This is a genomic window from Saccharospirillum alexandrii, assembly GCF_004000275.1.
GTDB lineage: Bacteria > Pseudomonadota > Gammaproteobacteria > Pseudomonadales > Natronospirillaceae > Saccharospirillum > Saccharospirillum alexandrii.
Window position 1 is genome coordinate 673,264 of sequence record NZ_RCIP01000001.1, and the last position, 24,386, is coordinate 697,649.

General features: G+C 57.1%; 25 protein-coding genes. 23 read left to right on the top strand and 2 right to left on the bottom strand.

The window, feature by feature from the left end:
• The first annotated feature begins 25 nt into the window (after positions 1-25).
• The 9 genes from acpP to EP166_RS03240 all read left to right on the top strand — a co-directional run bounded on the left by acpP (position 26) and on the right by EP166_RS03240 (position 6,725).
• Entirely contained in the window at positions 26-262 is a 237-nt protein-coding gene (gene acpP, locus EP166_RS03200; RefSeq protein WP_127555348.1) for an acyl carrier protein, read from the top strand.
• A gap of 82 nt (positions 263-344) precedes the next feature.
• Positions 345-1,583: a beta-ketoacyl-ACP synthase II gene (gene fabF / locus EP166_RS03205; protein ID WP_127555349.1), complete on the top strand. Its 1,239-nt coding sequence runs from the start codon at positions 345-347 to the stop codon at positions 1,581-1,583.
• Positions 1,584-1,705: 122 nt separating this feature from the next.
• Entirely contained in the window at positions 1,706-2,542 is an 837-nt protein-coding gene (gene pabC, locus EP166_RS03210; protein ID WP_127555350.1) for an aminodeoxychorismate lyase, read from the top strand.
• The gene (gene mltG, locus EP166_RS03215; RefSeq protein ID WP_220432475.1) at positions 2,535-3,581 is read left to right on the top strand and encodes an endolytic transglycosylase MltG; all 1,047 of its coding nucleotides are present in this window, start codon (positions 2,535-2,537) and stop codon (positions 3,579-3,581) included. The genes pabC and mltG overlap by 8 nt, the downstream gene beginning before the upstream one ends.
• The gene (tmk, locus tag EP166_RS03220; RefSeq protein WP_127555351.1) at positions 3,578-4,198 is read left to right on the top strand and encodes a dTMP kinase; all 621 of its coding nucleotides are present in this window, start codon (positions 3,578-3,580) and stop codon (positions 4,196-4,198) included. The genes mltG and tmk overlap by 4 nt, the downstream gene beginning before the upstream one ends.
• Positions 4,195-5,151, top strand: a complete 957-nt coding sequence (holB, locus tag EP166_RS03225) for a DNA polymerase III subunit delta' (protein ID WP_127555352.1) — start codon at positions 4,195-4,197, stop codon at positions 5,149-5,151. Before tmk ends, holB begins: the two co-directional genes overlap by 4 nt.
• Positions 5,148-5,501 (top strand): PilZ domain-containing protein, encoded by a 354-nt coding sequence (locus EP166_RS03230; protein WP_028669935.1) that lies wholly within the window; start codon positions 5,148-5,150, stop codon positions 5,499-5,501. The genes holB and EP166_RS03230 overlap by 4 nt, the downstream gene beginning before the upstream one ends.
• Before the next feature lie 70 nt (positions 5,502-5,571).
• On the top strand, positions 5,572-6,198 hold the full coding sequence (locus EP166_RS03235) for a TetR/AcrR family transcriptional regulator (RefSeq protein ID WP_127555353.1): 627 nt from the start codon (positions 5,572-5,574) through the stop codon (positions 6,196-6,198).
• Positions 6,198-6,725: a DUF1285 domain-containing protein gene (locus EP166_RS03240; RefSeq protein ID WP_127555354.1), complete on the top strand. Its 528-nt coding sequence runs from the start codon at positions 6,198-6,200 to the stop codon at positions 6,723-6,725. Before EP166_RS03235 ends, EP166_RS03240 begins: the two co-directional genes overlap by 1 nt.
• 189 nt (positions 6,726-6,914) lie before the next feature.
• On the opposite strand, the gene EP166_RS03245 is transcribed toward EP166_RS03240, so the two are convergent.
• Positions 6,915-8,570 carry an electron transfer flavoprotein-ubiquinone oxidoreductase gene (locus EP166_RS03245; protein WP_127555355.1) on the bottom strand — a complete coding sequence of 552 codons (1,656 nt, stop codon included), beginning with the start codon at positions 8,568-8,570 and terminating at the stop codon, positions 6,915-6,917.
• Positions 8,571-8,940: 370 nt separating this feature from the next.
• Between EP166_RS03245 and EP166_RS03250 the strand changes: the two genes are divergently transcribed.
• The 14 genes from EP166_RS03250 (at position 8,941) to gorA (ending at position 23,095) form a co-directional block, all read left to right on the top strand.
• Entirely contained in the window at positions 8,941-9,693 is a 753-nt protein-coding gene (locus EP166_RS03250; protein ID WP_127555356.1) for an electron transfer flavoprotein subunit beta/FixA family protein, read from the top strand.
• A complete protein-coding gene (locus EP166_RS03255; protein ID WP_127555357.1) occupies positions 9,690-10,616 on the top strand; it encodes an electron transfer flavoprotein subunit alpha/FixB family protein in 927 nt (308 codons plus the stop codon). Before EP166_RS03250 ends, EP166_RS03255 begins: the two co-directional genes overlap by 4 nt.
• Before the next feature lie 363 nt (positions 10,617-10,979).
• Positions 10,980-13,151, top strand: coding sequence for an ATP-binding response regulator (locus EP166_RS03260; RefSeq protein WP_127555358.1), 2,172 nt, complete (start codon positions 10,980-10,982; stop codon positions 13,149-13,151).
• Between the two features lie 136 nt (positions 13,152-13,287).
• Positions 13,288-14,781 (top strand): type II secretion system ATPase GspE, encoded by a 1,494-nt coding sequence (gene gspE / locus EP166_RS03265; protein ID WP_127555359.1) that lies wholly within the window; start codon positions 13,288-13,290, stop codon positions 14,779-14,781.
• A 2-nt stretch (positions 14,782-14,783) separates the two neighbouring features.
• Entirely contained in the window at positions 14,784-15,995 is a 1,212-nt protein-coding gene (gene gspF, locus EP166_RS03270) for a type II secretion system inner membrane protein GspF (protein ID WP_127555360.1), read from the top strand.
• Between the two features lie 6 nt (positions 15,996-16,001).
• Positions 16,002-16,457, top strand: a complete 456-nt coding sequence (gene gspG / locus EP166_RS03275; RefSeq protein ID WP_164743791.1) for a type II secretion system major pseudopilin GspG — start codon at positions 16,002-16,004, stop codon at positions 16,455-16,457.
• On the top strand, positions 16,454-17,017 hold the full coding sequence (locus tag EP166_RS03280) for a type II secretion system protein (RefSeq protein ID WP_127555361.1): 564 nt from the start codon (positions 16,454-16,456) through the stop codon (positions 17,015-17,017). Before gspG ends, EP166_RS03280 begins: the two co-directional genes overlap by 4 nt.
• On the top strand, positions 17,007-17,381 hold the full coding sequence (gene gspI, locus EP166_RS03285; protein WP_164743792.1) for a type II secretion system minor pseudopilin GspI: 375 nt from the start codon (positions 17,007-17,009) through the stop codon (positions 17,379-17,381). Before EP166_RS03280 ends, gspI begins: the two co-directional genes overlap by 11 nt.
• On the top strand, positions 17,378-18,094 hold the full coding sequence (locus EP166_RS03290) for a type II secretion system protein GspJ (RefSeq protein ID WP_127555363.1): 717 nt from the start codon (positions 17,378-17,380) through the stop codon (positions 18,092-18,094). The genes gspI and EP166_RS03290 overlap by 4 nt, the downstream gene beginning before the upstream one ends.
• On the top strand, positions 18,084-19,043 hold the full coding sequence (gspK, locus tag EP166_RS03295; protein ID WP_164743793.1) for a type II secretion system minor pseudopilin GspK: 960 nt from the start codon (positions 18,084-18,086) through the stop codon (positions 19,041-19,043). Before EP166_RS03290 ends, gspK begins: the two co-directional genes overlap by 11 nt.
• A gap of 16 nt (positions 19,044-19,059) precedes the next feature.
• The gene (gene gspL / locus EP166_RS03300) at positions 19,060-20,319 is read left to right on the top strand and encodes a type II secretion system protein GspL (protein ID WP_127555365.1); all 1,260 of its coding nucleotides are present in this window, start codon (positions 19,060-19,062) and stop codon (positions 20,317-20,319) included.
• A complete protein-coding gene (gspM, locus tag EP166_RS03305; protein ID WP_127555366.1) occupies positions 20,316-20,813 on the top strand; it encodes a type II secretion system protein GspM in 498 nt (165 codons plus the stop codon). Before gspL ends, gspM begins: the two co-directional genes overlap by 4 nt.
• Before the next feature lie 104 nt (positions 20,814-20,917).
• Positions 20,918-21,574 carry a GNAT family N-acetyltransferase gene (locus EP166_RS03310; RefSeq protein ID WP_127555367.1) on the top strand — a complete coding sequence of 219 codons (657 nt, stop codon included), beginning with the start codon at positions 20,918-20,920 and terminating at the stop codon, positions 21,572-21,574.
• A 126-nt stretch (positions 21,575-21,700) separates the two neighbouring features.
• Positions 21,701-23,095: a glutathione-disulfide reductase gene (gene gorA, locus EP166_RS03315; protein WP_220432476.1), complete on the top strand. Its 1,395-nt coding sequence runs from the start codon at positions 21,701-21,703 to the stop codon at positions 23,093-23,095.
• On the opposite strand, the gene EP166_RS03320 is transcribed toward gorA, so the two are convergent.
• Positions 23,092-24,351 carry a tyrosine-type recombinase/integrase gene (locus EP166_RS03320; RefSeq protein ID WP_246026206.1) on the bottom strand — a complete coding sequence of 420 codons (1,260 nt, stop codon included), beginning with the start codon at positions 24,349-24,351 and terminating at the stop codon, positions 23,092-23,094. The genes gorA and EP166_RS03320 overlap by 4 nt on opposite strands.
• Positions 24,352-24,386: the final 35 nt, after the last annotated feature.

The following is a 24,386-nucleotide window of genomic DNA, read 5'->3' on the forward strand; positions in this document are numbered from 1 at the left end:
CAATTCCAAGTAGGGAGTGTTCGTAATGAGCAACATTGAAGATCGTGTAAAGAAAATCGTCTGTGAACAGCTGGGCGCGAAAGAAGAAGACGTAACTGCACAGGCGTCTTTCGTAGACGACCTGGGTGCTGACTCTCTGGACACCGTAAACCTGGTGATGGCTCTGGAAGAAGAGTTTGAAACCGAGATTCCGGACGAAGAGTCTGAGAAGCTGGGTACTGTTCAGGACGCGATCGACTACATCAACGCCCACCTGGGCTAAGTGCGGTAGCCATCCGGCTATACCGCTCTGGATTCAAGCCGTATTGTCGTCAGACAGTACGGCTTTTTATTTGGAGAACACTATGTCACGTCGAAGAGTCGTTGTGACCGGTCTGGGTTGCCTCAGCCCACTGGGTAACGATGTTACCTCTACCTGGACCGGAATTCTGGCAGGTAAGAGCGGGGCTTCCACCATTGAAAAATTCGATACCGAGAAGTTCACTACGAATTTTGCCTGCATGGTGAAGGGGTTTGATCCGGCCGCCTACATCAACCCCAAAGACACCAAGAAAATGGATGGCTTCATTCAGTACGGCTATGCGGCCGCCATCGAAGCCATTCGTGATTCGGGCATTGAAGCCACCGACAGCAATGCCCATCGCATTGGCCTGGCCATCGGCGCCGGGATCGGCGGTCTCGATACCATTGAACGTAATCACGATGCGCTGAATAAATCCGGGCCACGCCGGGTTTCTCCGTTCTTTGTGCCCTCGGCCATCATCAACATGATCGCCGGTTATCTGTCGATCGATTACGGCTTCAAAGGGCCTAACATTGCGATCACCACAGCCTGCACCACCGGTACGCACAACATCGGTTATGCAGGGCGAACCATTGCCTATGGCGATGCCGATGTGATGGTAGCCGGCGGTGCCGAAATGGCCTCTACGCCTCTGGGCATTGCCGGTTTTGGTGCTGCCCGCGCGCTGTCGACCCGAAACGACGATCCTACCCGGGCGAGTCGTCCCTGGGATAAAGACCGCGATGGCTTTGTGCTGGGCGACGGTGCAGGTGTGATGGTGCTTGAAGAGTATGAGCACGCCAAGGCCCGGGGCGCGACCATTTATGCTGAACTCACCGGGTTTGGCATGAGCGGTGATGCCTATCACATGACGTCACCACCAGAGACTGGTGCCGGGGCCTGCGCCTCCATGCGCAATGCAGTGCAGGATGCGAAGTTGAACCCCGTTGATGTGAATTACATCAATGCTCATGGCACCTCGACGCCAGCCGGCGACAAAGCCGAAAGTCAGGCCGCCAAAACGCTTTATGGCGCCGATGCCGACAAGATTGTCATGAGTTCAACCAAGTCGATGATCGGGCACCTTTTGGGTGCCGCCGGTGCGGTTGAAGCGATCTTCTCGGTGCTGGCCATTCGCGACCAGGTGGCACCGCCGACCATCAACCTGGAGACGCCGAGTGAAGGCTGTGATTTGGACTACGTGCCAAACACCGCCCGTGAGATGGCGATAAACCACGCCTTGTCGAATTCATTTGGCTTTGGCGGTACCAATGGCACCCTGATCTTCAGCAAGGTGTAAGGTCCAAAAGCGGAACAGAGTGCGTTGGCCGTGGCGGTCAGCACACCTTGTTCCGCTGCTTGTTTATCCCTGGTCGAACTGGGCGCCTCGTCCGGGATCGGGTACACTGACGGGCTCATTCAATGCGCCTGAATCCCATGCTAGCCTGCCTGCTAAACAGCCAACCGACCGACCAACTCTCACTGCCCAGCCGGATGCTGGCGTTTGGTGATGGCCTGTTTGAAACCTGCCTGGTAACCCGGCAGGGGCTTCGGTTTGCAAGCGATCATCTGCAACGATTGCAGGAAGGCGCAGCTCGTTTGGATCTTGTCTGGACCGGGCGGGATCAGCGAACCCTGCAGACAGACATTGATACCCTGTTAAAGACGGTTAAATCGCCAGCGGTGCTGAAAATCACGCTGGGCAGGCACGCGGCAGGGCGAGGCTACGATTACGACCCGGCAAACCAGCAAACCGACCGACTTTTGCAAGTGTTCGAGTACCGTCCGGCCCCCTGGTATGAATCAGGAGCCCGGTTAGTGACCTCGCCCATTCCGGCATCGGTCAACGCCGCTCTGGCAGGCATCAAGCACCTGAACCGTCTGGATTCCGTACTGGCCAGGCAAGCGGCGCGAAGCCGTCAGGCAGATGAAGCACTGCTGTGCGACGATCAGGGCTGGGTGGTAGAAGGCAGCATGAGCAATCTCTTTTATCGCCACGACGGACAATGGTTAACGCCAGGGCTGAAACGAGCAGGTGTGAATGGCATTATTCGCAGACGTTGGCTAGGCAGTAGTAACAATGCGTTGGGTATCGCAGACATCAGGCCAGATGACCTGGCTAATTGTGAAGCGCTGTTGATTGGCAACGCCCTGATGGGGCTGGTTCGTGTTACCCATTTCAATGACGTTCCGCTACCCCTGGCAGACCCGACTGAGCTGGCCTCCCTACAACACCGGATTGGATTGAATCTTGATTAAACGACTGATAGTTATCGCGGTACTGTTGATGTTTGGTGCGGGTTTTGGCGCCGCGTTCCACCTTAAGGATCGTATCGATTCCCCAATGGCGCTTACCTCCGAGCAAACCTATACGGTGCCTTCAGGTGCCTCGCTCAGACGGGTGCTGAGTGATTTCGAATCCAAAGGCTGGATTCAGTATGCCCGGGCACATGAGCTTTGGCTGAGGTATCAGGAGCAAACCGCGATTCAGCGGGGCGAATACCGGGTAAGCCCCGCCGATACCAGCAGCGATGCGGTAAACCGGATGATCGAAGGGCGGAAAATCCAGTACAGCGTGCAGTTTATCGAAGGGTGGACCTTCCGGCAGTTCCTGGTTGCACTGGCCGCTAACGAGGCCGTAGATCATACCCTCACGGACACCGATACTGCGTCGGTACTGGAAGCGCTGAACATCGACCAGCAGCATCCCGAAGGTTGGTTTTTCCCGGATACCTACCTGTTTGAACGAGGTACTGCTGATGTGGATATCCTCAGGCAGGCGCATCAACGTATGCAGCAGGAGCTTTCCCGTGCCTGGGAAAATCGCTCTGAATCCACTCAGGTAGATACCCCTTACGAGGCGCTGATTCTGGCGTCCATTATTGAACGTGAAACCGGTGCCGCCTTTGAACGGCCAGAGATAGCCGGTGTCTTCTCCCGGCGACTGGCCCAGAACATGCGGCTGCAAACCGACCCAACCGTGATTTATGGCCTGGGTGAGGAATTCAGTGGCAACCTGACCCGCAGTCACCTGCGTCAGGATACGCCCTACAATACCTATACTCGCAGCGGCTTGCCGCCAACGCCAATCGCCAACCCCGGTCGCGGGGCGCTAGAGGCCGCGGTTGACCCCGCCGAGGGAACAACGCTGTTCTTTGTCGCCCGTGGCGATGGCACCCATCAGTTCTCCGACACCTATGAAGAGCATAATCAGGCGGTGCGACAGTATCAGCGTTTTCAACGACGGGACGACTACCGCTCTGCACCACCACCTGAAGAGCAGGGAGGCGGGTCGTGAACCCTCAATTCATTTCAATCGAAGGCCTGGAAGGCGCTGGCAAGTCTACCCAGCGGGATGTACTGGCCAGTTGGGTTACTGAACGTTTTGGGCAGCCCATGGTCACGCGCGAACCGGGCGGTACCGTTATGGCCGAACAAATTCGCGGGGTCTTGCTGGCCCACCATGAAGAACCCGTCGATGTCTGGACCGAGCTGCTGCTGGTGTTTGCCGCCCGACGGCAGCACCTCAGTGCCGCCATTCTGCCCGCTTTGTCCCAAGGCCAGTGGGTGGTCAGCGACCGGTTTACCGACGCCAGTTATGCTTATCAGGGGGGCGGACGTGGCATTCCCTGGGATCACATCGTGGACCTGGAACGCCGGGTACTTGAAGGGTTCCGGCCTGACCTGACCCTGTGGCTCGATTGTCCGGCCGAGGTGGGCCTTGCCCGCGCCCGGCAGCGTGGTGAACTCGACCGTATTGAGACCGAAGACATTGCCTTCTTTGAGCGCTGCCGGGCCGGCTATGAACGCCGCTGTCAGGAAGACCCGCAACGCTTTGTCAGGCTGGATGCCACCGGTTCCATCGAATCGGTCAGCGCTGCGCTGATTCAGGCTCTGGAGGCCCGATACTCATGAATGAACTGCCCGTCTGGACCCGGGACATTGTCAGCCAGATCAACACGAGCGTTGCCGGGCAACGACTGCCCCATGCGCTGATGCTGGTCGGGCGGGTAGGGGATGGACTGTCATTGCTGGGCGACTATTTGCGCCGCGGCTTATTGTGTAAGCAGCCCGGCATAGAGCCCTGCGGTCAATGCAAGTCTTGCCTGCTGGTTAAGGCCGGGGCCCATCCTGACAGCCGGGTTCTGGAGCCTGAAGGCAAGAGCCTCACCATCAAGGTGGACCAGATTCGAGGCATTGCAGATTTTATGCATGAAACCCCCCAGCAGGGCGGGAACAAAGTCATTCGGCTGACGCACAGTGAAAAAATGAACACGGCAGCGGCCAACGCCGTGCTGAAAATGCTCGAAGAACCGACGCCCAATACCTATCTGCTACTGGAAAGCACCTCGTTGTCGCGCATGCTGCCGACGGTTCGGTCCCGTTGCCGGCTGTACAAGCTGGAGCAACCGAGCTCTGCAGACGCCCGGCAGTGGCTGACGGATAACGGCCTGGAACGCCCCGAACAGCGGCTCGCCATGACCGATGGCGCGCCTCTTGCCGCCGCACTGGTAACCGATGAAGCCATTGAGCAGTGGGACCGGCAAGTCAGTTGCTTTCTGCAGGAACGTAACTTCACAGCACTGGCATTATTCATTCAACAACAGGACCCCGAGACGCTGTTAAACCAGGCCCTGCTGTGGGTCGACACGGCCATTCGCCGGTTGAACCAGCAGTCCGCGCCGGTGCCGGAGCGTGATGAAGATCTCGTCCAGGCGTTGAAGGGGCTGCCAGCGGTGTCGCTTTTTCGGTTTAGAGACTATATTGTGCAGTTAAAACAGGGCCTGCAGCAGCAGGCGAACCTGAATCAACAGATGTGGAGCGAACAATTGTCCGCTCGCTGGCTGGAAATGACAGGAAACGCATGAATCCAAAACTCGGTGGCCCACGCAATGGCATCTTGTCGCTAACCATGAAAGACAAGGCGGTGCTGTACGCGGCCTATATGCCTTTTGTAAAAAACGGTGGTTTGTTCATCGCCACCAACAAGAAGTTCAACCTGGGTGACGATGTCTTTCTGTTGCTGAACCTGATGGAAGAGCCGGAAAAGATTCCGGTAGCCGGTAAGGTTATCTGGGTCACCCCCCGGGGTGCTCAAGGCAACCGGGCGACCGGCATCGGGGTTCAATTCAGCAAGAAGAACGAGTTGGCCAAAGACAAGATCGAAACGTATCTGGCCGGCGCACTCAATTCCGAAAAACCCACGCACACCATGTAAGGTGACAGCGCTGTTGACCTGTAAGCAGGGAATAGCGCGGCCTGCTTTTCCGCGACTGACGAGCTAGACCATGTTCAGGCCTATAGCCAGCGTATCCGACCAGCACCCCACCGAAGTGGCCATTCTAAGCTCTGCGCTGAACCTCTTTATGCTGGTAGGTGAAGAGCAGGTGTCCGTCACCCGCCTGATTCAAACCGCCGCCATCAGTCGGTCTGTTTTCTACCACTATTTCAGTGGCAAGGACGATGTCTACGCTGCGTTGCTGTTGAATGACGAGCTGGGGCTAAGCCCCTTGTTCAAACAGTGCCGTGAATCGCCGCAACTGGGCATCGCGCATTTGATGAGAGAGTTTCTTAACTATCGACTGCAATCCATTGATAATTATGGACTTTTTCTTCGACTCGAAAGTCATTTAAATGCCAGTGACTGTTGTTTGGAGCGGTTCCAGCAATGGCAACGCCTGCGTCGCAACCATGTGGAGCAGTTTACCGAACTGGCGCGCCAGCAATGGGGGGTGGAGTCCCATCAGGACGACGATGACCTGCGCTACCTCTATACCCTGGTCTGGTTGCTGGCCGATGGCATGGTGTCACTGAGAAACAACCCCATGTACTTGGAACTGGTTCAGGACCGGCGTGGTTTCAAACGCTTTTTGACCCGCCTGGCCGAGCAGGCCGGAACCCGAGGAGAGCCCTGATGAGACTGGATGACCTGCTGCAACAGATAGGCGACCAACGCTTCCCACCGGTAGAGCAGTGGAACCCGGACTTCTGTGGCGATCTGGATATGGTGATTCACCGGTCCGGTCAGTGGTCGTACCAGGGGTCCCCCATTGGCCGACCTGCCATGGTCAAGCTGTTTGCATCCATCATAAAGCGGGAAGGGGAAGACTACTTTCTGGTGACGCCGGTCGAGAAAGTCGGCATTCGAGTCGAGGCCACGCCCTTCGTCGCGGTGTCAGCCGAGCGCGTTGACGATACCTGGATCGTGACCAACAACCTGGGCGAGCAGCAGCCACTCGACGCAGCGCACCCTCTGGATATAAACGACCCATCCGGTGAACCGGTCATGCAGTGGCGGCGAAACCTGCCCGCACGCATTCATCAGAACGTCATGTACCAATGGCAAACCAGCGCGCTGGAAACAGCGGCGCCCGACGATCAGGGTAAGCTTTGGCTAAGCAGTGGCGGGACACGATTCTTACTGGCTGAATTGGAAGGCTAGGAACTCAAGTTTCGGGGTTCATATTCGCTTTATACCTTAAATCCTCGACGGATAGCCTATTGCGAACCCAAGCTTAGGAGTTCGCGCAACCAATTGACACGGACTCATGGCACCAAGGGACAACCGAACTCTGAAACTTGAGTAGCCCGGGCGTCTGAACCGTCAGTCAGTGCCCGGTCTGACCCTAGCTTACATATTCGGGTAGGTGGGGCCACCCGCACCTTCTGGCGTTACCCAGTTGATATTCTGGGCCGGATCTTTGATGTCACAGGTTTTGCAATGCACGCAGTTCTGCGCATTGATCTGGAAGCGTTTTTCACCGGCTTCGTCTTCAATCACTTCGTATACACCGGCCGGGCAATATCGCTGGGCGGGTTCCGCGTATTTCGGCAGGTTGCTGGCGATCGGGATAGACGGATCGGCCAGTTTCAGGTGCACCGGCTGGTCTTCCTCGTGATTGGTGTTCGACAAAAACACCGAGCTCAGCTTGTCGAAGCTCAATACGCCATCCGGCTTGGGGTAGCTCAGTTGCGGGCAATCACCGGCCAGTTTCGTCTGCGCATAATCCGGCGTTGTGTCCTGCATAGTCCAGGGCAATTTGCCGCGGAACAGGTTGATGTCGATAAAGGCATAGGCCGAGCCGAGCACATTACCGAACTTGTGCTGCGCCGGGCCAAAATTCCGCTGCTGGTGCAGCTCCTGATACGCCCAGGATTGCTCAAACGCCGTGGCGTATTCCGCCAGATCCTGACCCGCCTGCCAGTCGCCTTTAGCTCGCTCCAGAATGACTTCAGCCGCCACCATGCCGGATTTCATCGCGGTGTGGCTGCCTTTGATCTTGGCAAAGTTCAGGGTGCCGGCATCACAACCGATCAGCAAACCACCCGGGAAATGCATTGTCGGCAGACTTTGCAAGCCGCCCTTGGCAATGGCTCGGGCACCGTATGAGACGCGCTTGCCGTTTTTCAGGGTGTTGGCAAACAGCGGATGGTGCTTCATGCGCTGGAATTCATCGAACGGGCTGAGGTAAGGATTCTGGTAGCCAAGATCGGTGATCAGGCCCAGTACCACCTGGTTGTTCTCGATGTGGTACATGAAGGAACCACCATGAGCCCCGTGCTCTGCGAGCGGCCAGCCTGCGGTGTGAACCACCTTGCCCGGCTGGTGAACCGAGGGGTCGACGTCCCACAGCTCCTTGATGCCCAGCCCGTAATGTTGTGGGTCTTTACCGGCATCGAGCTTGAAGGTGCGGATCAGGTTTTTGCCCAGATGGCCGCGTGCGCCTTCGGCAAATAGGGTGGTTTTGGCACGCAATTCCATGCCCGGCATGTAGCCGTCTTTTTCTGAACCGTCAGCGGCGACACCCATGTCACCGGTGATGATGCCCTGGACGGAACCGTCTTCGCCATATAAAACGTCGGCCGCGGCAAAGCCGGGGAAAATCTCAACGCCCAGGCCTTCGGCCTGTTCAGCCAGCCAACGGCAGAGGTTGCCGAGGCTGATGATGTAGTTACCTTCGTTGTGCATGGTTGCAGGCACAAAGAGGTTGGGGACCTTGATGCCCGCTTTTTCATTGCGCAGCATATAGATGTCATCGCCAGTCACGGCGGTGTTCAGGGGGGCACCCTTGTCTTTCCAGTCGGGAATCAGTTCATTCAGGGCGCGTGGCTCGAAGACGGCACCAGAGAGAATATGGGCTCCCACTTCGGATCCCTTTTCCACGACACAGACGGATAATTCCTGTCCAGCCTCGGCAGCACCTTGCATCAGCCGGATGGCTGCAGACAGACCGGCCGGACCCGCGCCGACAACTACTACGTCAAATTCCATGGATTCGCGTTCCATAGGGACCTCCTGAACGAATTATCGGGGCGAACGGCCCGACAACTGGGCTTTACGGTAGCAGGATGGCGAAACCGGAATCCGGCCGCGCCTCCTGTGACTCGCATACGATTGTAATGACCGGGTTTGGCGCCATAGAGAGTCTATAAAGTCACCGTCGGAGAAAAGACAGAACCGCGGCGCCACCACGATTTTGCACCGAGTTTACCTGCTCAGCCGGAAAAATTAAAACAACTGTTTGAAATTTTCGTTTAAAACGGATTAAATGTCCGCCGTGCGTGGTTGCCAGGGCAGTGCCCTGACGGTGAGCCGCCAACCCCAAACTTCGACCGCCAATTCGACGGTCATCTGACCATGAGGACACGAGACCACTATGAAAATTCTGGTTCCGGTAAAGCGTGTTGTGGACTACAACGTTAAAGTCCGCGTCAAGCCAGACAACAGCGATGTGGATCTGGCCAACGTGAAAATGGATATGAATCCGTTCTGCGAAATTGCCGTCGAAGAAGCCGTGCGACTGAAAGAGCAGGGCACCGCCACCGAAATCGTGGTCGTGTCGATCGGTGAAGCCAAGGCCGAAGAGCAAATCCGCAAGGCCATGGCGTTGGGCGCTGACCGCGGCATTCTGATCACCACTGACGAAGCCCCCAGCTCATTGGGCGTGGCCAAGCTGCTCAAGGCAATTGTTGACGAAGAGCAACCGGGCCTGGTGTTGCTGGGCAAGCAGTCCATCGACAGCGACAACAACCAGACGGGCCAGATGCTTGCCGCACTGACCGGCATGGCCCAGGGCACCTTTGCCAGCCAACTGTTGATAGACGGCGACAAGGCTCAGGTAACCCGTGAAATCGACGGGGGTCTGCAGACCCTGTCTCTGAATTTGCCAGCCATCATCACCACCGACTTGCGCTTGAACGAGCCGCGCTATGCCAAGCTGCCGGACATCATGAAAGCCAAGCGCAAACCGCTCGACAAGAAAACCGCAGCGGATTACGGCGTAACGCTCAGCAACAGCGTTAAAGTGCTCAGCGTAGAGCCACCTGCCGAACGCAAAGGTGGCATTACCGTTGGCTCGGTGGCCGAGTTGGTCGACAAACTGAAAAACGAAGCGAAGGTGCTGTCATGAGTATTCTGATCATAGCTGAACACGATAATGCATCGCTGGCTCCGGTAACGTCCCATGTGGTCACGGCTGCCGCTAAAATCGGTGGCGACATCGATGTTCTGGTTGCCGGTTCCGGCGCTCAGTCCGTGGCTGATGAAGCCGCCAAACTGTCTGGTGTCAACAAAGTTCTATTTGCCGACGATGCGGCATACAGCCACCAGTTGGCCGAAAACCTGGCCGACCTGGTGGCTGAACTGGGCAAGTCTTACAGCCACATACTGGCCCCGGCAACGACCAACGGCAAAAACATGATGCCGCGTCTGGCTGCTCTGCTCGACGTTGAGCAGATTTCAGACATTCTCAGCGTGGAATCGGCCGATACCTTCAAGCGCCCCATCTACGCGGGTAACGCCATTGCCACCGTGCAATCGAGCGACAGCATCAAGGTGATCACCGTACGCGGCACCGCCTTCGATGCCTGCGAACTGAATGGTTCTGCATCCGTTGAAGCCGTAACTGGCGGCCACGACAAGGGCATCAGTGCCTTTGTCGGTGAAGATCTGGCCAAGTCGGATCGCCCTGAACTGACCGCTGCCCGCATCGTGGTCTCCGGTGGTCGTGGCATGCAAAACGGCGACAACTTCAAACTGCTGTACACCCTGGCCGATAAACTCGACGCGGCCGTCGGCGCTTCGCGCGCCGCGGTGGATGCCGGGTTCGTGCCGAACGACATGCAGGTTGGCCAGACCGGTAAGATCGTAGCGCCGGAACTGTACATCGCCGTCGGCATTTCCGGTCAGATTCAGCATTTGGCCGGCATGAAAGACAGTAAGGTGATTGTCGCCATCAACAAGGATGAAGACGCGCCTATCTTCCAGGTAGCCGATTACGGCCTCGTTGCCGACTTGTTTGATGCTTTGCCCGAGTTCGAAAAAGCGCTCTGAGGCATTGGTTAATTGTGATTCAGAAACCCGGCGCTGCCGGGTTTTTTTATTTCAAGTTTCAGAGTTGGCAACCAACTGAGTGTCAGGTGCCGGGTAACCCTATCTGGGGAAGTCTGAGGCATGGACTAAAACGCCGGGAGCGTTTTAGCATGAGCGCAGCGAGCCCGAAAGGTGAATCCCATGGAGGGGATTCATATCCCGAAGTCTAGGCCCCATGGATGGGTTCATGCCGACCCCAGATAGGGTTACCCGGCGCCTGACGCGGACTCCAGGCGGTAATTGGCCTCCTCACGGTTGGGCGGCGGGCCAACAGAGGGTATAGTGGCGGTCTTTGCAGGACGCAGCGGCGTCGGATGACTATCTATGAGTTGGTTTTTTACGCCACAGCACAAAGCCCAGAAAGATCGCGCCATTCTCAAGCGTATCGATGAAACTCTGAGTCGACAGGGACTGCCCAGTGCCGTCCTGCATTTTGTGGTGTTTCTGCTGCTGGAATGGCAGTGGCTGGCCGTTGGACCTACGCCCAATGCCAGTTATGTCTTTGGCCTGGCGCTGGTCATTATGGCAGCCTGGCGTTTTATCATGATCGCCCAGTTTTCCGACTGGTATGCCCGCGGCCCGGCTCGCTGGCGAGATACCTTTATTCTTTCGGGTTTTCTGCACGCTGCCGTCTGGACGGCCTATCTGGTTTACCGTCTGGACGGGCCCGAACACCCGATTGCTTTGCTGGGTTTGTTGTACACCCTGTCGGTCGCAGCGGGCGGCACCTTTGTGTACTCCCTCTATGGCCGCACGGTTCGTGTGTATCTCGCCGTGCTATTGCTGCCTATTGGTCTTTATTACCTGATCCGAGCAGAGTCATCTGGCCATGTCTGGGTCGGAATTGCCTTTATTGCCGTTTATTTCTACCTGGTGAGTACAGCCGGTCGGGTTTCTGAGCTGGTCTGGAGTTTTCTGACGCATAACCACGAGCTCAAGATGCGCCTCAAAGCGCTCGAAGAAGCCCGTGAAGAGAATGTATTGCAGGCCACCACCAACCGGCGCTTTGTCAATCAGCTACTGCACCGGGTAAAAACGCCTCTGAGTGGGCTGCTGGGCGTGCTGGGCATGCTCAGTCATGACGAACAGTCGACGGAACACCAGGGCATGCTCAGTATTGCCCGTCGCAGTGGTCGGTCTATTCTGGATCTGGTGACTGATCTCGAAGCCTTTATCGAACAGCGGGACCAGTCCCGGGTGCCTCAGTCAATCGTATTCAACCTGCGCAAGACGCTGGAGCACGCTCTGTCCGATATGGGCAGCAAGGCGCATGAACATGGGCTGGAGCTGGCTTATCTGTATCACCCCTCCGTACCCGAACGCATAGAGCTCGACCCGCAGTGGCTGTCGAATGCCTTTCGCCGCCTGCTGGACTTTACGCTCGACAGCGCGGAAGAGGGTGAAATTACGGTTCGCATTGCCATGGACGGGGATACCGAGCAGGGTGAAGACAACCTGTTGCTGTCTTTCTATTTCATTAACACCGAGGTCAGTGACGAGGACCTGCGCGCTGCCATTAACCGAAACATGAACACCCTGCCCGAAGACGAAGACGTCTCTGATCAGTTGACCCTGATGGTTGCTGCGGCTCAGTTCAAATCGATGAATGCCAAGCTGACCGTATCGTCGAAACAGGATCTGAGAAAGATCGTAGTCTCGCTGCCCATTCAGGCCAGCTCCCAGCAGGCAAGCTCCTTCAGACCGGCCAAATACATGGCCGGCCGGTCCATTACGCTGGTCGATCTGAGCCCGGTTACCGAGCGTGCGCTCAGCGCCGAGTTTTACAGCTGGGAAATGACCGTATCTACCTGGACGCTGGAACGACTGCTTGAAGGTGATTCGATACAGCCGACTGACTTTATCCTGATTAACCTGCCCGTCGAGGACGCCCGCGCCCAAAGTTATCTGGAACAGGTAAAGCTACTAAAAAGCCGGTTGCAAACCGAAGCACCACAGACCACTGTATTCCTCTATGCGTCCCAGTTGCAGCGCGGCTTGCTGGCGGATCTGGAGCTTGGCTTCCGGTTTATAGAGAAACCGGCTGCCCGGGATGAGCTGTTGCAAATGCTGCGGCAATCCCATGAGGCAACCCGAGTCGACACGGCAGCAGAGTACCGGTGTGATCAGGTGCGCGTGTTGCTGGCGGAAGACAACATGGTAAACCAGAAAGTGGTGGTGCGGTTGCTGGGCCGTATGGGCGCGCAGGTCGATACCTGCGTGAACGGTCTCGAAGCGTCGCAACAGGCCATTCAGGATCCACCTTACAACCTGGTGATTATGGATTGTTTGATGCCGCGCATGGATGGGCTGGAGGCGACCCGAATCATCCGGCAACGGGAGATGGGCACCGGAACCCATTTGCCGATCATCGCGTTGACCGGGGAAGACACGCCGGAACAGGAACGGGCCTGTCTGGCTGCCGGAATGGACGATTTTATGACCAAACCGGTGACCTATGAGAACTTGATCACACTGATTCAACGATGGGTAGGTTGATACCCCCGGAATGAATGATATTCTTCCGCAAATTCAAATGGTTACCGTCCGTCGTTAAGGCAGGACTCACGCATCGGGCAGGCAAGACGCTTGCGAAGATGCCAGCACACAACGGACTTCAGTACAGGACACAGCAATGAATGCGGTACCCCAGGGCGTTACGGAACGACGCCTGCCATTCACATTCGCCAAACGCCATGGCGTGGTGATCGACTACGACCACGCAGATGGCCCACGCCTGTTGTACCGGCCGGATGTGAATCTGAATGCCTTGCAGGAGGCTCAGCGCCTGATGCAGGGCGTCTTCCCGCACATGCAGGTGAACGAACAGGAATTTTCCGACTACCTGAACCGTGCGTACCACACAGATTCTGACGATGCGATGCAGATGGTGGAAGGGCTTGGTGACACCATGGATCTCAGCTCTCTGGCCGACTCTGTGCCGGAGACTGAAGATCTGATGGAGCAGGAAGACGATGCCCCCATCATTCGCCTGATCAACGCCATTCTGTCTGAAGCCATACGCGAGCAGGCGTCAGACATTCACATTGAAACCTATGAAAAACGCCTGTCGATTCGGTTTCGGGTCGATGGTGTGTTGCGTGAAGTGGTACAGCCCAAGCGGGCACTGGCGCCCTTGCTGGTCTCTCGTATAAAAGTCATGTCACGGCTAGACATCGCCGAAAAACGGGTACCCCAGGATGGGCGTATTGCGCTGCGGGTTGCGGGCCGGGAAGTGGACTTGCGGGTGTCGACCATTCCCTCCAACCACGGTGAACGCGTGGTGTTGCGTTTGCTCGACAAGCAAGCAGGGCGTCTGGACGTCAACCAGCTCGGATTGAACCCGCGCGATTTGAAAACCATCACCGATCTGATTCAACGTCCGCATGGCATTATTCTGGTTACCGGACCTACAGGCTCCGGCAAAACCACGACGCTCTACGCTGCCCTGCAGTCGCTGAACAGTCACAGCCGCAACATCATGACGGTGGAAGACCCCATTGAATACAGTCTGCCCGGGGTTGGCCAAACCCAGGTAAACACCAAGGTCGATATGACCTTCGCCCGGGGGTTGCGCGCCATTCTGCGTCAGGACCCGGATGTCGTGATGATCGGTGAGATTCGCGACTATGAAACCGCCGACATTGCCGTCCAGGCCAGCCTAACCGGTCACCTGGTGTTATCGACCCTGCACACCAACAGTGCGACCGGGGCCGTCACCCGCTTGCAGGACATGGGCATCGAACCCTTTTTGCTGGCCTCGAGTCTGATTGGCCTGGTTTCCCAGCGGTTGGTCCGTACCCTGTGTCCGGATTGCAAAACGCCTTACCAGCCCGATGAAGCGGAATGCGAATTTTTGGGCATTTCGACCACTGACAAGCCCACCATTTACCATGCCGCCGGGTGTTCTGCCTGTAAAAGCACGGGCTATCGCGGGCGGCTGGGTCTCTATGAGTTTATTCGGGTAGACGAAGGTTTGCGCCAGCTGGTTCATGACCGCGCCGGTGACATTGACCTGGAGCGCCACGCCCGGACGCTGTCGCCGAGCATATTGCAAGATGGAAAAGACAAGGTACTGAAGGGTCTCACCACCGTTGAGGAAGTTCTGCGCGTGTATCGGAGCTACTGAGTATGGCGGCTTTTGAATACGCGGCGCTCGATGCCAAAGGTAAACGCCGTAAAGGTGTGATTGAAGCCGACAGCAGTCGACAGGTGCGCCAGCAATTGCGCGACAAAGGCTGGTTTCCGGTCGATGTCGAGATGACTCAGCGACGTCAGTCCCGGTCTGCAGGCCTTTTCGGGGGGCCATCGGTCTCCGTGGCCGATCTGGCCTTGCTGACCCGGCAATTGTCGACACTGGTCGCCTCTGGCATGCCATTGGAGGAGTGCATCCGGGCCGTTGCGGAGCAGTCCGAACGGGCCCGGGTTCGCAGTCTGATGCTCGGTGTTCGCGCCCGGGTCATGGAAGGGTACAGTCTGGCAAAAGCGCTGGAAGATTTTCCGAGGGCCTTTCCGCCGCTCTACCGGGCAACGGTCGATGCCGGCGAGCACAGTGGCCACCTAGACCGGGTTATGCTGCGCCTGGCCGACTATATGGAAGACCAGCAACGCACCCGCAAACAGGTTCAGATGTCGTCCATTTACCCGGCCTTTCTGACGCTGGTCGCCGTCGGCATTGTGGTGTTTCTGCTCAATTCAGTGGTGCCCGACATCGTTGGGGTGTTCTCCTCGACCGGTGAAGCGTTGCCCGGGCCGACGCGAGCCTTGCTCGCCGCCAGCGACTGGATTCAGAGCTGGTGGCTGGTGTCGTGCCTGGTAATCGTGGCGATGGTGATTGCGCTGATGCTCTGGAACCGGGCTCCGCGCCGGCGCCGGATGACCCACAGAGTACTGTTGCGTCTGCCGCTGATCGGCCGGGTCTCGCGTGGCTTCAATACCGCCCGTTTTATCAGCACGGTGGCCATACTGTCCGGCTCGGGAGTACCGCTGGTCGAGGCCATGCGCATCTCGTCCGAAGTCGTTACCAATCTTGAAATTCAGGCACGCGTAAAGGAAGCCGCGTTACGCGTGTCGGAAGGCGGCAGTCTGGGCAAGGCCCTGGCTGACGCCGGCCACTTTCGGCCAATGATGTTGCACATGATCGCCAGTGGCGAAGCCAGTGGTGAACTGGACAGCATGTTGCAGCGCACAGCCGATGCCGAGGACCAGCAGGTCAAGGAACTCATCGCCACCATTCTGGGGCTCTTCGAACCCTTGATGGTGTTGTTGATGGGGGGCATTGTACTGATCATTGTACTGGCGATCGTACTGCCCATAATGGAAATGAACAGCTTTGTAGGTTAGGACACAATGATGAAACGCAAACCGAATACACACAAACAAGGCCCGGTTAACCAACAGGGCTTTACGCTGATTGAACTGATGGTGGTGCTGGTTATTCTCGGCGTCCTGTTTGGCCTGGTCGTCCCCAACGTAACCGGTCGGGGTGATGAAGCCCGGGTTACCGGTGCCAAGACGGACATCAAGACCATCGAGAACGCGCTTGAGACCTACCGCCTGCACAATTCGCACTATCCGTCGACCGACCAGGGGCTCGATGCGTTGGTGACCAAGCCATCCGGTAATCCGGAACCCCGTAACTGGCGTGGCCCATACTTGCGTCAGACACCCACTGACCCTTGGGGCAGTGAGTACGCCTACATCAATGACAACAACAATAATTTCGAGGTGATTTCCTACGGTGCAGATGGCCAGCCAGGCGGCGACGATCTGAACCAGGATATTTCGTCCAACGATACGGAATGAAACCCATCCGTCGCTCACACAGCAGCCAGGGAACCCGAGGGTTTTCGCTGCTCGAACTGATGGTGGTGATTGTCATCATCGGCATAGCGGCGGGCGCGGTTAGACTGGCGGTGACCGGCAGCGACCCGGTTCAGGAGCTGGAACAAGCTGCCGGTCAGTACGCCTACCGAATGGAACGTATTCAGGATCAGGTGTTGCTGAGTAACCGCGAGCGCGGCCTGATCTTTGTTCAGGATGGTGTTTATCAGTTGGAATGGCGCGAAGGCGACGAGATGCTCAGCGAACCGGAGGTCGTCTGGTCGCTGTATGAAGACGAGAGAGTCTGGGGCGTTTCAGAGGATATCCAATTGGGCCTGACGCTCGAAAACCAGTGGATTGAACTTAATCAGGCGCTACCAACCGAGCAGTTTGCTCTGGAGCCGCACGTGATTCTGCTGCCTTCTGAAGACTATACCCCAGCCTATGATCTGACGCTGAGCCTAACCAGCAGTATTAACGATGAGGTTCGGGTGCGGGCCGACGGGTTTAACCGGCCAGAGGTGTTACGCGATGAACGCTGAACGCGGTTTTACACTGATCGAAGTCATGGTCGCGCTGGCGATTTTTGCGGTGATGGCCGGGGCCGTGTCACTGGCCAATACCCAGAACCTGATGTCCGCCCGGCAGATTCAGGAACAAACCCAGGCACGCTGGGTAAACGACACTGTGCTCAGCCAATTACGCATGACCGGGTTGCCCGACCCCGGTACTCAAACTGAGCAAGTAACTTTCAACGATCAGACCTGGCGCGTTGAAGTAACAGTAACCGCCGTTGAAATGGAATTGCTGGGTCCTTTTTTACGGCGGGTAGAGCTGCGCGCCTTTCCGCCGGACAGTGACGCATCCGTTGATGCTTTGATTGCGGTGCTGGGAGCAACCCCGTGACGGCACCAGACCAGCATTCCGGTTTTACCCTGATTGAATTGATTATCGCCATGGCCATTTCAGCCATTTTGGCCGTTGGCACCTTTTATTTGGTGCAGGCATCACGTCAGACTCAGGACACCCTGGTTGTACAGAACGAATACTATTCACAGCTGACCCGCGTGGTTCGTACTCTGGTGACCGACTTGCACCAGTGGTCGCCGGATCGTCCGGTCCGGGACCCATTTGGCGATTACCAGGGTGCCATGCTGCTGGATCAGGAGGCGCTGTACCTGACTCGCAACGGCTGGGCACTGAGCCGTTTTGTGGAAACAGAGCGGTCGACCCTGCAGCGCATCAGCTATCAATTGGCGGAGCAGGGCAGCGAGCTGTGCCCCAATACGGATGACAACCAGCAACCTCAGTCCCGGGAACGCCACTATTGCCTGATTCGCAGCCAACGCCAGCATCTGGATGACGACGGTCGCCTTGAGTGGCAACACCAGATGCTGATGCGGCCGGTGCAATCACTACAATGGCAGTTCCTTGCTGAGATCAACGGCGAGCAAAACTGGCAGGATACCTGGCCACCCGAAGGCCTGTTAGACCCGGATACCGTCCCCCGTCTACTGGCCGTGCAATTTGAACTTCAGACCGGGCAAGACGATGCCATCCGCCGTCTGGTCAGGGTGCCCCAGAGTTACCGGGTATCGGAGACCGCCAATGAAGACTGAGCGTGGCTTTGCACTGATTCAGGTGTTACTGGTGTTCGCCATGCTGGCGATCATCGTTGCGCGCCTCCAGTATGAACAGAAAATTCAGATAGAGCGGGCCTATCAGTCATTGTTTCTGAGCCAGGCTCAGGCTTATATCGACAGTGCGGAAGACATTGCCCGGGTCGGGCTGGCCCTGGACCGGAAGGACAATGAAACCGATCATCTGGGCGAACTCTGGAACCAGCCAGCCGTCTCGTTTCCGGTAGAGCAGGGAGTGATCTCCCTCGAAATGAACGACTTGCAGGGCCGGTTTAACCTGAATTCACTGCATCCGGGAGCCGCCAACCCGGAAGGCGCGCAGGCGGGATTGAAGCGGCTGCTGTTAACCCTGGGGCTCGACGAGAGCATTGCCGACGAACTGAGCGACTGGTTCGATTCGGACAGTGGTGCCGAATTCAACTACAGCGACCAGGAGCCGCCTTATACACCCTCTTTTCAGCCAATGGCGGACACCACTGAGCTGCTGTTGCTAAAATCCGTAGACCGGGATGTGCTGGCTGCTTTGCAGCCTTTTGTGGCCGCCTTGCCACCGCAGACCGAGTTGAACATTAACACGGCGCCGGCCGAGGTACTGATGACCATTGCCCCTTATCTCAGTGAAGGCGATGTCGATACCTTTGTTCAGGAACGAAAGGAAGAACCCTATGAATCGGTTGATGATCTGTTGAATCAGGCTGTGTTTCAGGTAGAGGAAGACGAACAGCCAGTCCCCCTGTTAAACGACCAACTGACCGTTGCGTCCGACTGGTTCACGTTATTTGCTGAAGTTACGCTCGATGGCCGAACCCTGACCCAGAGTAGCCAGCTATTGCGTGACGACGACACCGCGCGTGTTGTGCTCCGATCCCAGGCCAGCACTGAAGCCAACCGGACACCGGGCGATACCACCAAGGACGACCCCCTATGATTGCGCAGGAGTATTCATGAACGTGCAGATTTCGATTTTCTGGCAAGACCCCACCCGCCTGCGCTGGCGCTGGTCTGATTCTACCGAGGTTCATGAAGGCCGTTGGGACGACGTACAACTGGAACGTCAGAATCTGAACCTCGATGCGGTCTCTACCCGAGTGTATCTGCCGCATCAGGGTTTTACCGCACTGCAGGTCTCCGTACCCAGTGGTGCGCGGCGTATTCCCGAGGCTGTGTTGCGCTTCGCCGCTGAAGAACAGCTAGCCCAGGACATCGACAGCTTGCACATTGTTCCACTGGCCCGACCCAATCAGGGCAGCTTGCCCGTGGTGGTGATTGAAACCCAGCGCCTGCGCGAACTGCAAGAAACGCTGGCAGAAGGGGGCTTCACGCTGGTACAGGCTTTCGATGCCGGCTATTGCCAGGTCAGCAAGCCGGAAACCCAGGATGTCAGCATCGACGTTACCCCCGGCCGGGTACTGTGCCGCGCCGGTTGGGAATTACACCAGATCCACCCGAATGGGTTCTCGCAGTGGTTCGACTTGTGGAAGCGCAGCCAGGGGCTGGACGAGTCTGCCCTGCAAATCACTCTGACCAGCCGCAGTGCCGACGACCTCGGGCGCACCTTGAAAACAGAGCTCGAAGCCGCGGGCGATGACGTCAACTGGCAGGTTAAGCCAGAGACTGACTTGACGGAGTGGGATGAAACCGTTGCCCATAGCCGTTATCAGGGAAACCTGATGACAGGGCCATTCGCACTGCGTAAATCCAGCAGTCACACTGCCTACTGGGTACCGACGGCGCTGGCTGCCGGGTTTGCCCTGGCCGTCTGGACCGGCCTCACCATCAGCCAGGGCTGGCAGGATAAGGCCGAGGCCGCTTCGACCTGGACCGCCAGTGAAACCGTGTTCAAGCAGGTATTCGGGCAGAACAAACGCATTCAGCAACCACTGATGGTGCGTGAGCTGGAGAACCGGATTCAAGCCATGCAGCAGCCCGATGACGCCAGCGGCGGTTCGGTACTTGCCGCCATGGATGCCCTCGGTACACTCGATTCCGGCCTGTTACTGGAAGATTTTCGCTATCAGGCCAGTCGGCGGGAAATGCTGTTTACTGTCATCCGTAACGGCGACGCTGAGTCTGACGCCTTTGGCGAATTTGAACAGTTAAAACGTCGCCTCGAACAAGCCGGCTACCGGGTCGAATATTCAGCCAGTCAGGATCGGGATGCCGTTCGTGGCCGTTACCGGGCCACCCGGGAGGTACAATCATGACACTTCAGACAACCACTCTGCTTGAACCCCTGGCCCTGCGCTGGCAAGGCTTGCCCACGCGTGATCGCCGTGCTTTGTCGGTGTTGCTGGTCACTGGTGCTTTACTGGTGCTCTGGTTCGGGATCATCGGCCCAACCCTTAACTGGCGCGAATCAACCCGGTCAGACCTGAGAGCCGCTGAAGAGACCTTCCGGCAACTGGTCGAGCGGGCGCCGTTGGCCATGGCCACTGCGGGAAACAGCGCTCAAGGGCCAGCAGCAGGGGGGTCTCTGAATGCCGAGGTACGCAATCAGGCAAACCGTTTCGGTGTGGTCATCCAGAGCTTTGAACCGGACGGTGATCAAATCCGGGTGCGGGTCGATAGCGTGCGCTTTACCAATCTCATGCGCTGGCTGGGTGCCCTGGAAGTCAGGGGCATTAACGCGCCTCAGCTTACGCTTGAGGCGACTGATCGTGCAGGCCAAGTCTCGGTACAGGCCAGTTTCAGTCGCTGATCTGGATCATTTCATCGTCGACAAAATGCTGGCAAGATACCAGACAGAGACCATTACCATGGTCAATAATAAAAGCATAATAACTCAGAGGGTATGGAGTCCGTATGGCGACTATTGATCTAAACGACGTTGAACTCATGGCACTGGATGAACGCTGCAGTCGCCAGGCTCGGTCGCTGTTATACCATTCCTACAAAGACGAACCTACCTTCAAGTACCTGCTCGACAGCAGTCGACCGGGTTACAAGCAACGCATCCGAGCCACCATACGGGAGCTGATTCGCCTCCATTTCGAGCGGGGCGAAACGGTACTGGGCGTGGTTCACAAGCAGGATCGCCGGGTACTTGGCGTAGCCTTCGTCAGTGACGTTGAGCTGAAGATGGACATATCCCGCCAATTCCTGTGGCGGCTTAAAATGACCCTGACCGCCGGGTTTGAAGGAACCCGCCGGTATATCCAGTATTTCAACGACGTTCAAAGCAGTTTGCCCAACAAGGCGCATCGCACTGTTAGCCTTATCGGTATCCACCCCGAATTTCAGAAGCAGGGCCTCGGACGCCTGCTGATGGAAGCCGTGCATCAACAGGTCAGTGATGATGCTCAGTCTATCGGTGTATTTCTCGATACGGGCAACACCCGCTACCTGACATTCTATGAAAGTCTCGGTTACGAGCGCTTCGCCGACATCAAAATGGGCAACGACCTGACTGAGGTTGTACTGTTCAGAGCCAACCCCAATTACATAGAACAGGCTGCTTGAAGGGTGTTGAGCTTTTAGTTTCGAGCTGCGAGCTTTAACTTAAGAGCTCCAACTCGCTGCTTGCCGTTCATTATTTCAGAAACCCCGGTTTAGCCGGGGTTTTTCACGTTTTAACCGGGAATGACTATGACCAATCCATCTTACGATTACGACCTCGTTGTCATTGGCGCTGGCTCCGGCGGTGTGCGGGCGGCGCGCATGGCGGCCACAAAAGGCGCGAGAGTCGCCATTATCGAATCCCGTTACCTGGGTGGTACCTGCGTTAACGTCGGCTGTGTGCCGAAGAAACTCTTTGTCTATGCCTCTGAATTCTCTCAGGCTTTTAAGGATTCGGCTGGTTTTGGCTACACGGTAGATAAAAAGCCGGATTTTGAATGGGCTCGCTTGCGAGACAATAAAACCAATGAAATCAAACGATTAAATGGGGTTTATGATGGTTTGTTAAGCCGCGCCGGGGTAGACATCATCCACGGTCATGGTCGTTTTATCGATGATCACCGGGTAGCGGTCGACAACCGCGAAATCAGCGCCGCCCATGTTTTGATCGCAACCGGCAGCTGGCCGGTCATGCCGGATGTCGAAGGTGCCGAACACATTATCAGTTCCAACGAAGTCTTCTATCTGGAGACCTTTCCCAAGGACGTGATCGTCATCGGCGGGGGCTACATTGCGGTCGAGTTTGCCGGCATCTTCAATGGTCTGGGTGCCAAAACCCACTTGTTGTATCGGGGCGAGCCGGTCTTGCGCGGGTTTGATGACGACATTCGCGAATTTGTTTCCAGCGAACTGGAGCAGGCGGGCATTCAGTTGCTCTACAATCGTGATATCGCCAAGGTCGAAGCACTGGAATCAGGCCGGTTCAGAGTCACTATGTCGGATGGCAGCGCTCGAGAAACCGACCTGGTCGTCAGCGCCATCGGGCGCCGACCCTTACTGGACGGGCTGGACATCGACAAGGCCGGGGTCGAGGCCGCCCCCAAAGGACACCTGGAGGTGAACGATCATTACCAGACCAACGTGCCGCACATTTTTGCGCTCGGTGACGTCATTGGCCGGGTCCAACTGACGCCGGTAGCGCTGGCAGAAGGGATGTACGTCGCAGATTACCTCTTTGGCGAATCCACGCCACGGCCCGTCGACTACGATCTCATACCCACCGCGGTGTTTTGCCAGCCCCCGATCGGCACGGTGGGCATGACCGAAGCCCAGGCGGCAAAGCGGTACGAACGGGTCGAAGTCTACCAGGCCAACTTCAAGGCGATGAAAAACACCCTCTCCGGTAACCCGGAACGCACGCTGATGAAGCTGCTGGTCGACTGCGACTCGCGTAAGGTGATCGGGGCTCACATGGTGGGCGAGAGTGCCGGGGAGATCATTCAGGGGCTAGCGGTAGCGATGACTGCGGGCGCGACCAAGGATGATTTCGACCACACCATCGGGATTCACCCAACAGCGGCAGAAGAATTCGTCACCATGCGTTCTCCGGCCCGAATCATCGGCAAAGACCGTGAAGACGATTAAACCGGGCTGATTTTCTTGCCCCGGGCCGAGTTGTGCCGAGCCTGGCGTTCCACATCGATATAGCGGTCGGTGATGGCGCTGGAGCCGTGGCCTGCGTCATCGCGCACGTGCTCACGGGGCCGCATTTTAACGTCTTCTGAAATACCGGTGTGGCGCAGCCAGTGCACGGTGGCCGCCTGCAGGGCATCGGCCTCTTCGGGTTCGCCCTGGGCTCTGAGGCGATCGATGGCGCGGTCGAAACTGTCCTGAACGATAAAGCGGATCTGCCGGGTGCTGCTGATGCCGCCTTTGCCGCGAATTTTCGGGATCAGCGGGCTCGATTCGCCCGGCAGTGGCAGTGGCGTCATGCCCAGAAAGCCCCGAAACCGGCGCAAGGCATCCAGCATGGCGTCGGAGACCGAAATATCGCGCTCCTTGTTGCCTTTACCAACTGTGGTAAACCACCAGTTTCCCTGACTGTCTTGCCGGAAATCGCCCATGCTGGGCTGCCAGCGGTCCGATTCGGCCAGTTCCGATATGCGCAAATACATGCCGAACAGGCAGCTCATGATGAACAGTGCGCGTTCGAAGCGGGGCGGGTCTTCCGGCATGGCCTGATCCATGGCATTCAGCACCTCATGCCACTGGGCTTCTGACAAGCGGCGGATCGCCTGCGCGCCCTGACGCTTGCGCAGAAACTTGCCCTTTTGGCGAATCTGGGCAACTGGATTGAGCTCAACGTGTTCTTCCTGAATCAGATAATTAAAATAGGTGCTCAAGACCGAGAAAATCGCCTGCAGGGCACCCTGACTCAGCACATAGGATTTGGGGTCTGCGGAGACGCCCAGTTTGTGATCACGTTTGGACACCTTGGCGACGAAAGGACGCCACTCCGGGTTGATGACGCGCTCACCGCCCGCGTTGATAAACCGGGCGACGCTTTTGGTGCCAATCCAGTGGCGGGGCGGGTTCTGGCAAAATTCAATGAACTGCTCAATGTGCTGACGCCGCACCTCGGCCAGCCTCAGCCCCTGTATCAGCCAGCACCATTGAACAAAGCGCTCAATTTCACGGCGATAGCTCGCAAAGGTATCCGGGCTACCGCGATAGCTGTACAGAAATTCCGTGGATCGTTGCAGGTCGGCCTGCAATTGCGACGCCTCAATTCGGGCTGCTTTATCCAGAACATCGCCGGGCTCCACTCTGTCCCGAAACGGATTGCCCATTTCAGACAGGTTATCGAACACCGGGGTGGGGGCCGGGTAGGGGGCGTTCAACAGAGGATCTCCTCAGGCTTCAAGGTTAACTGACC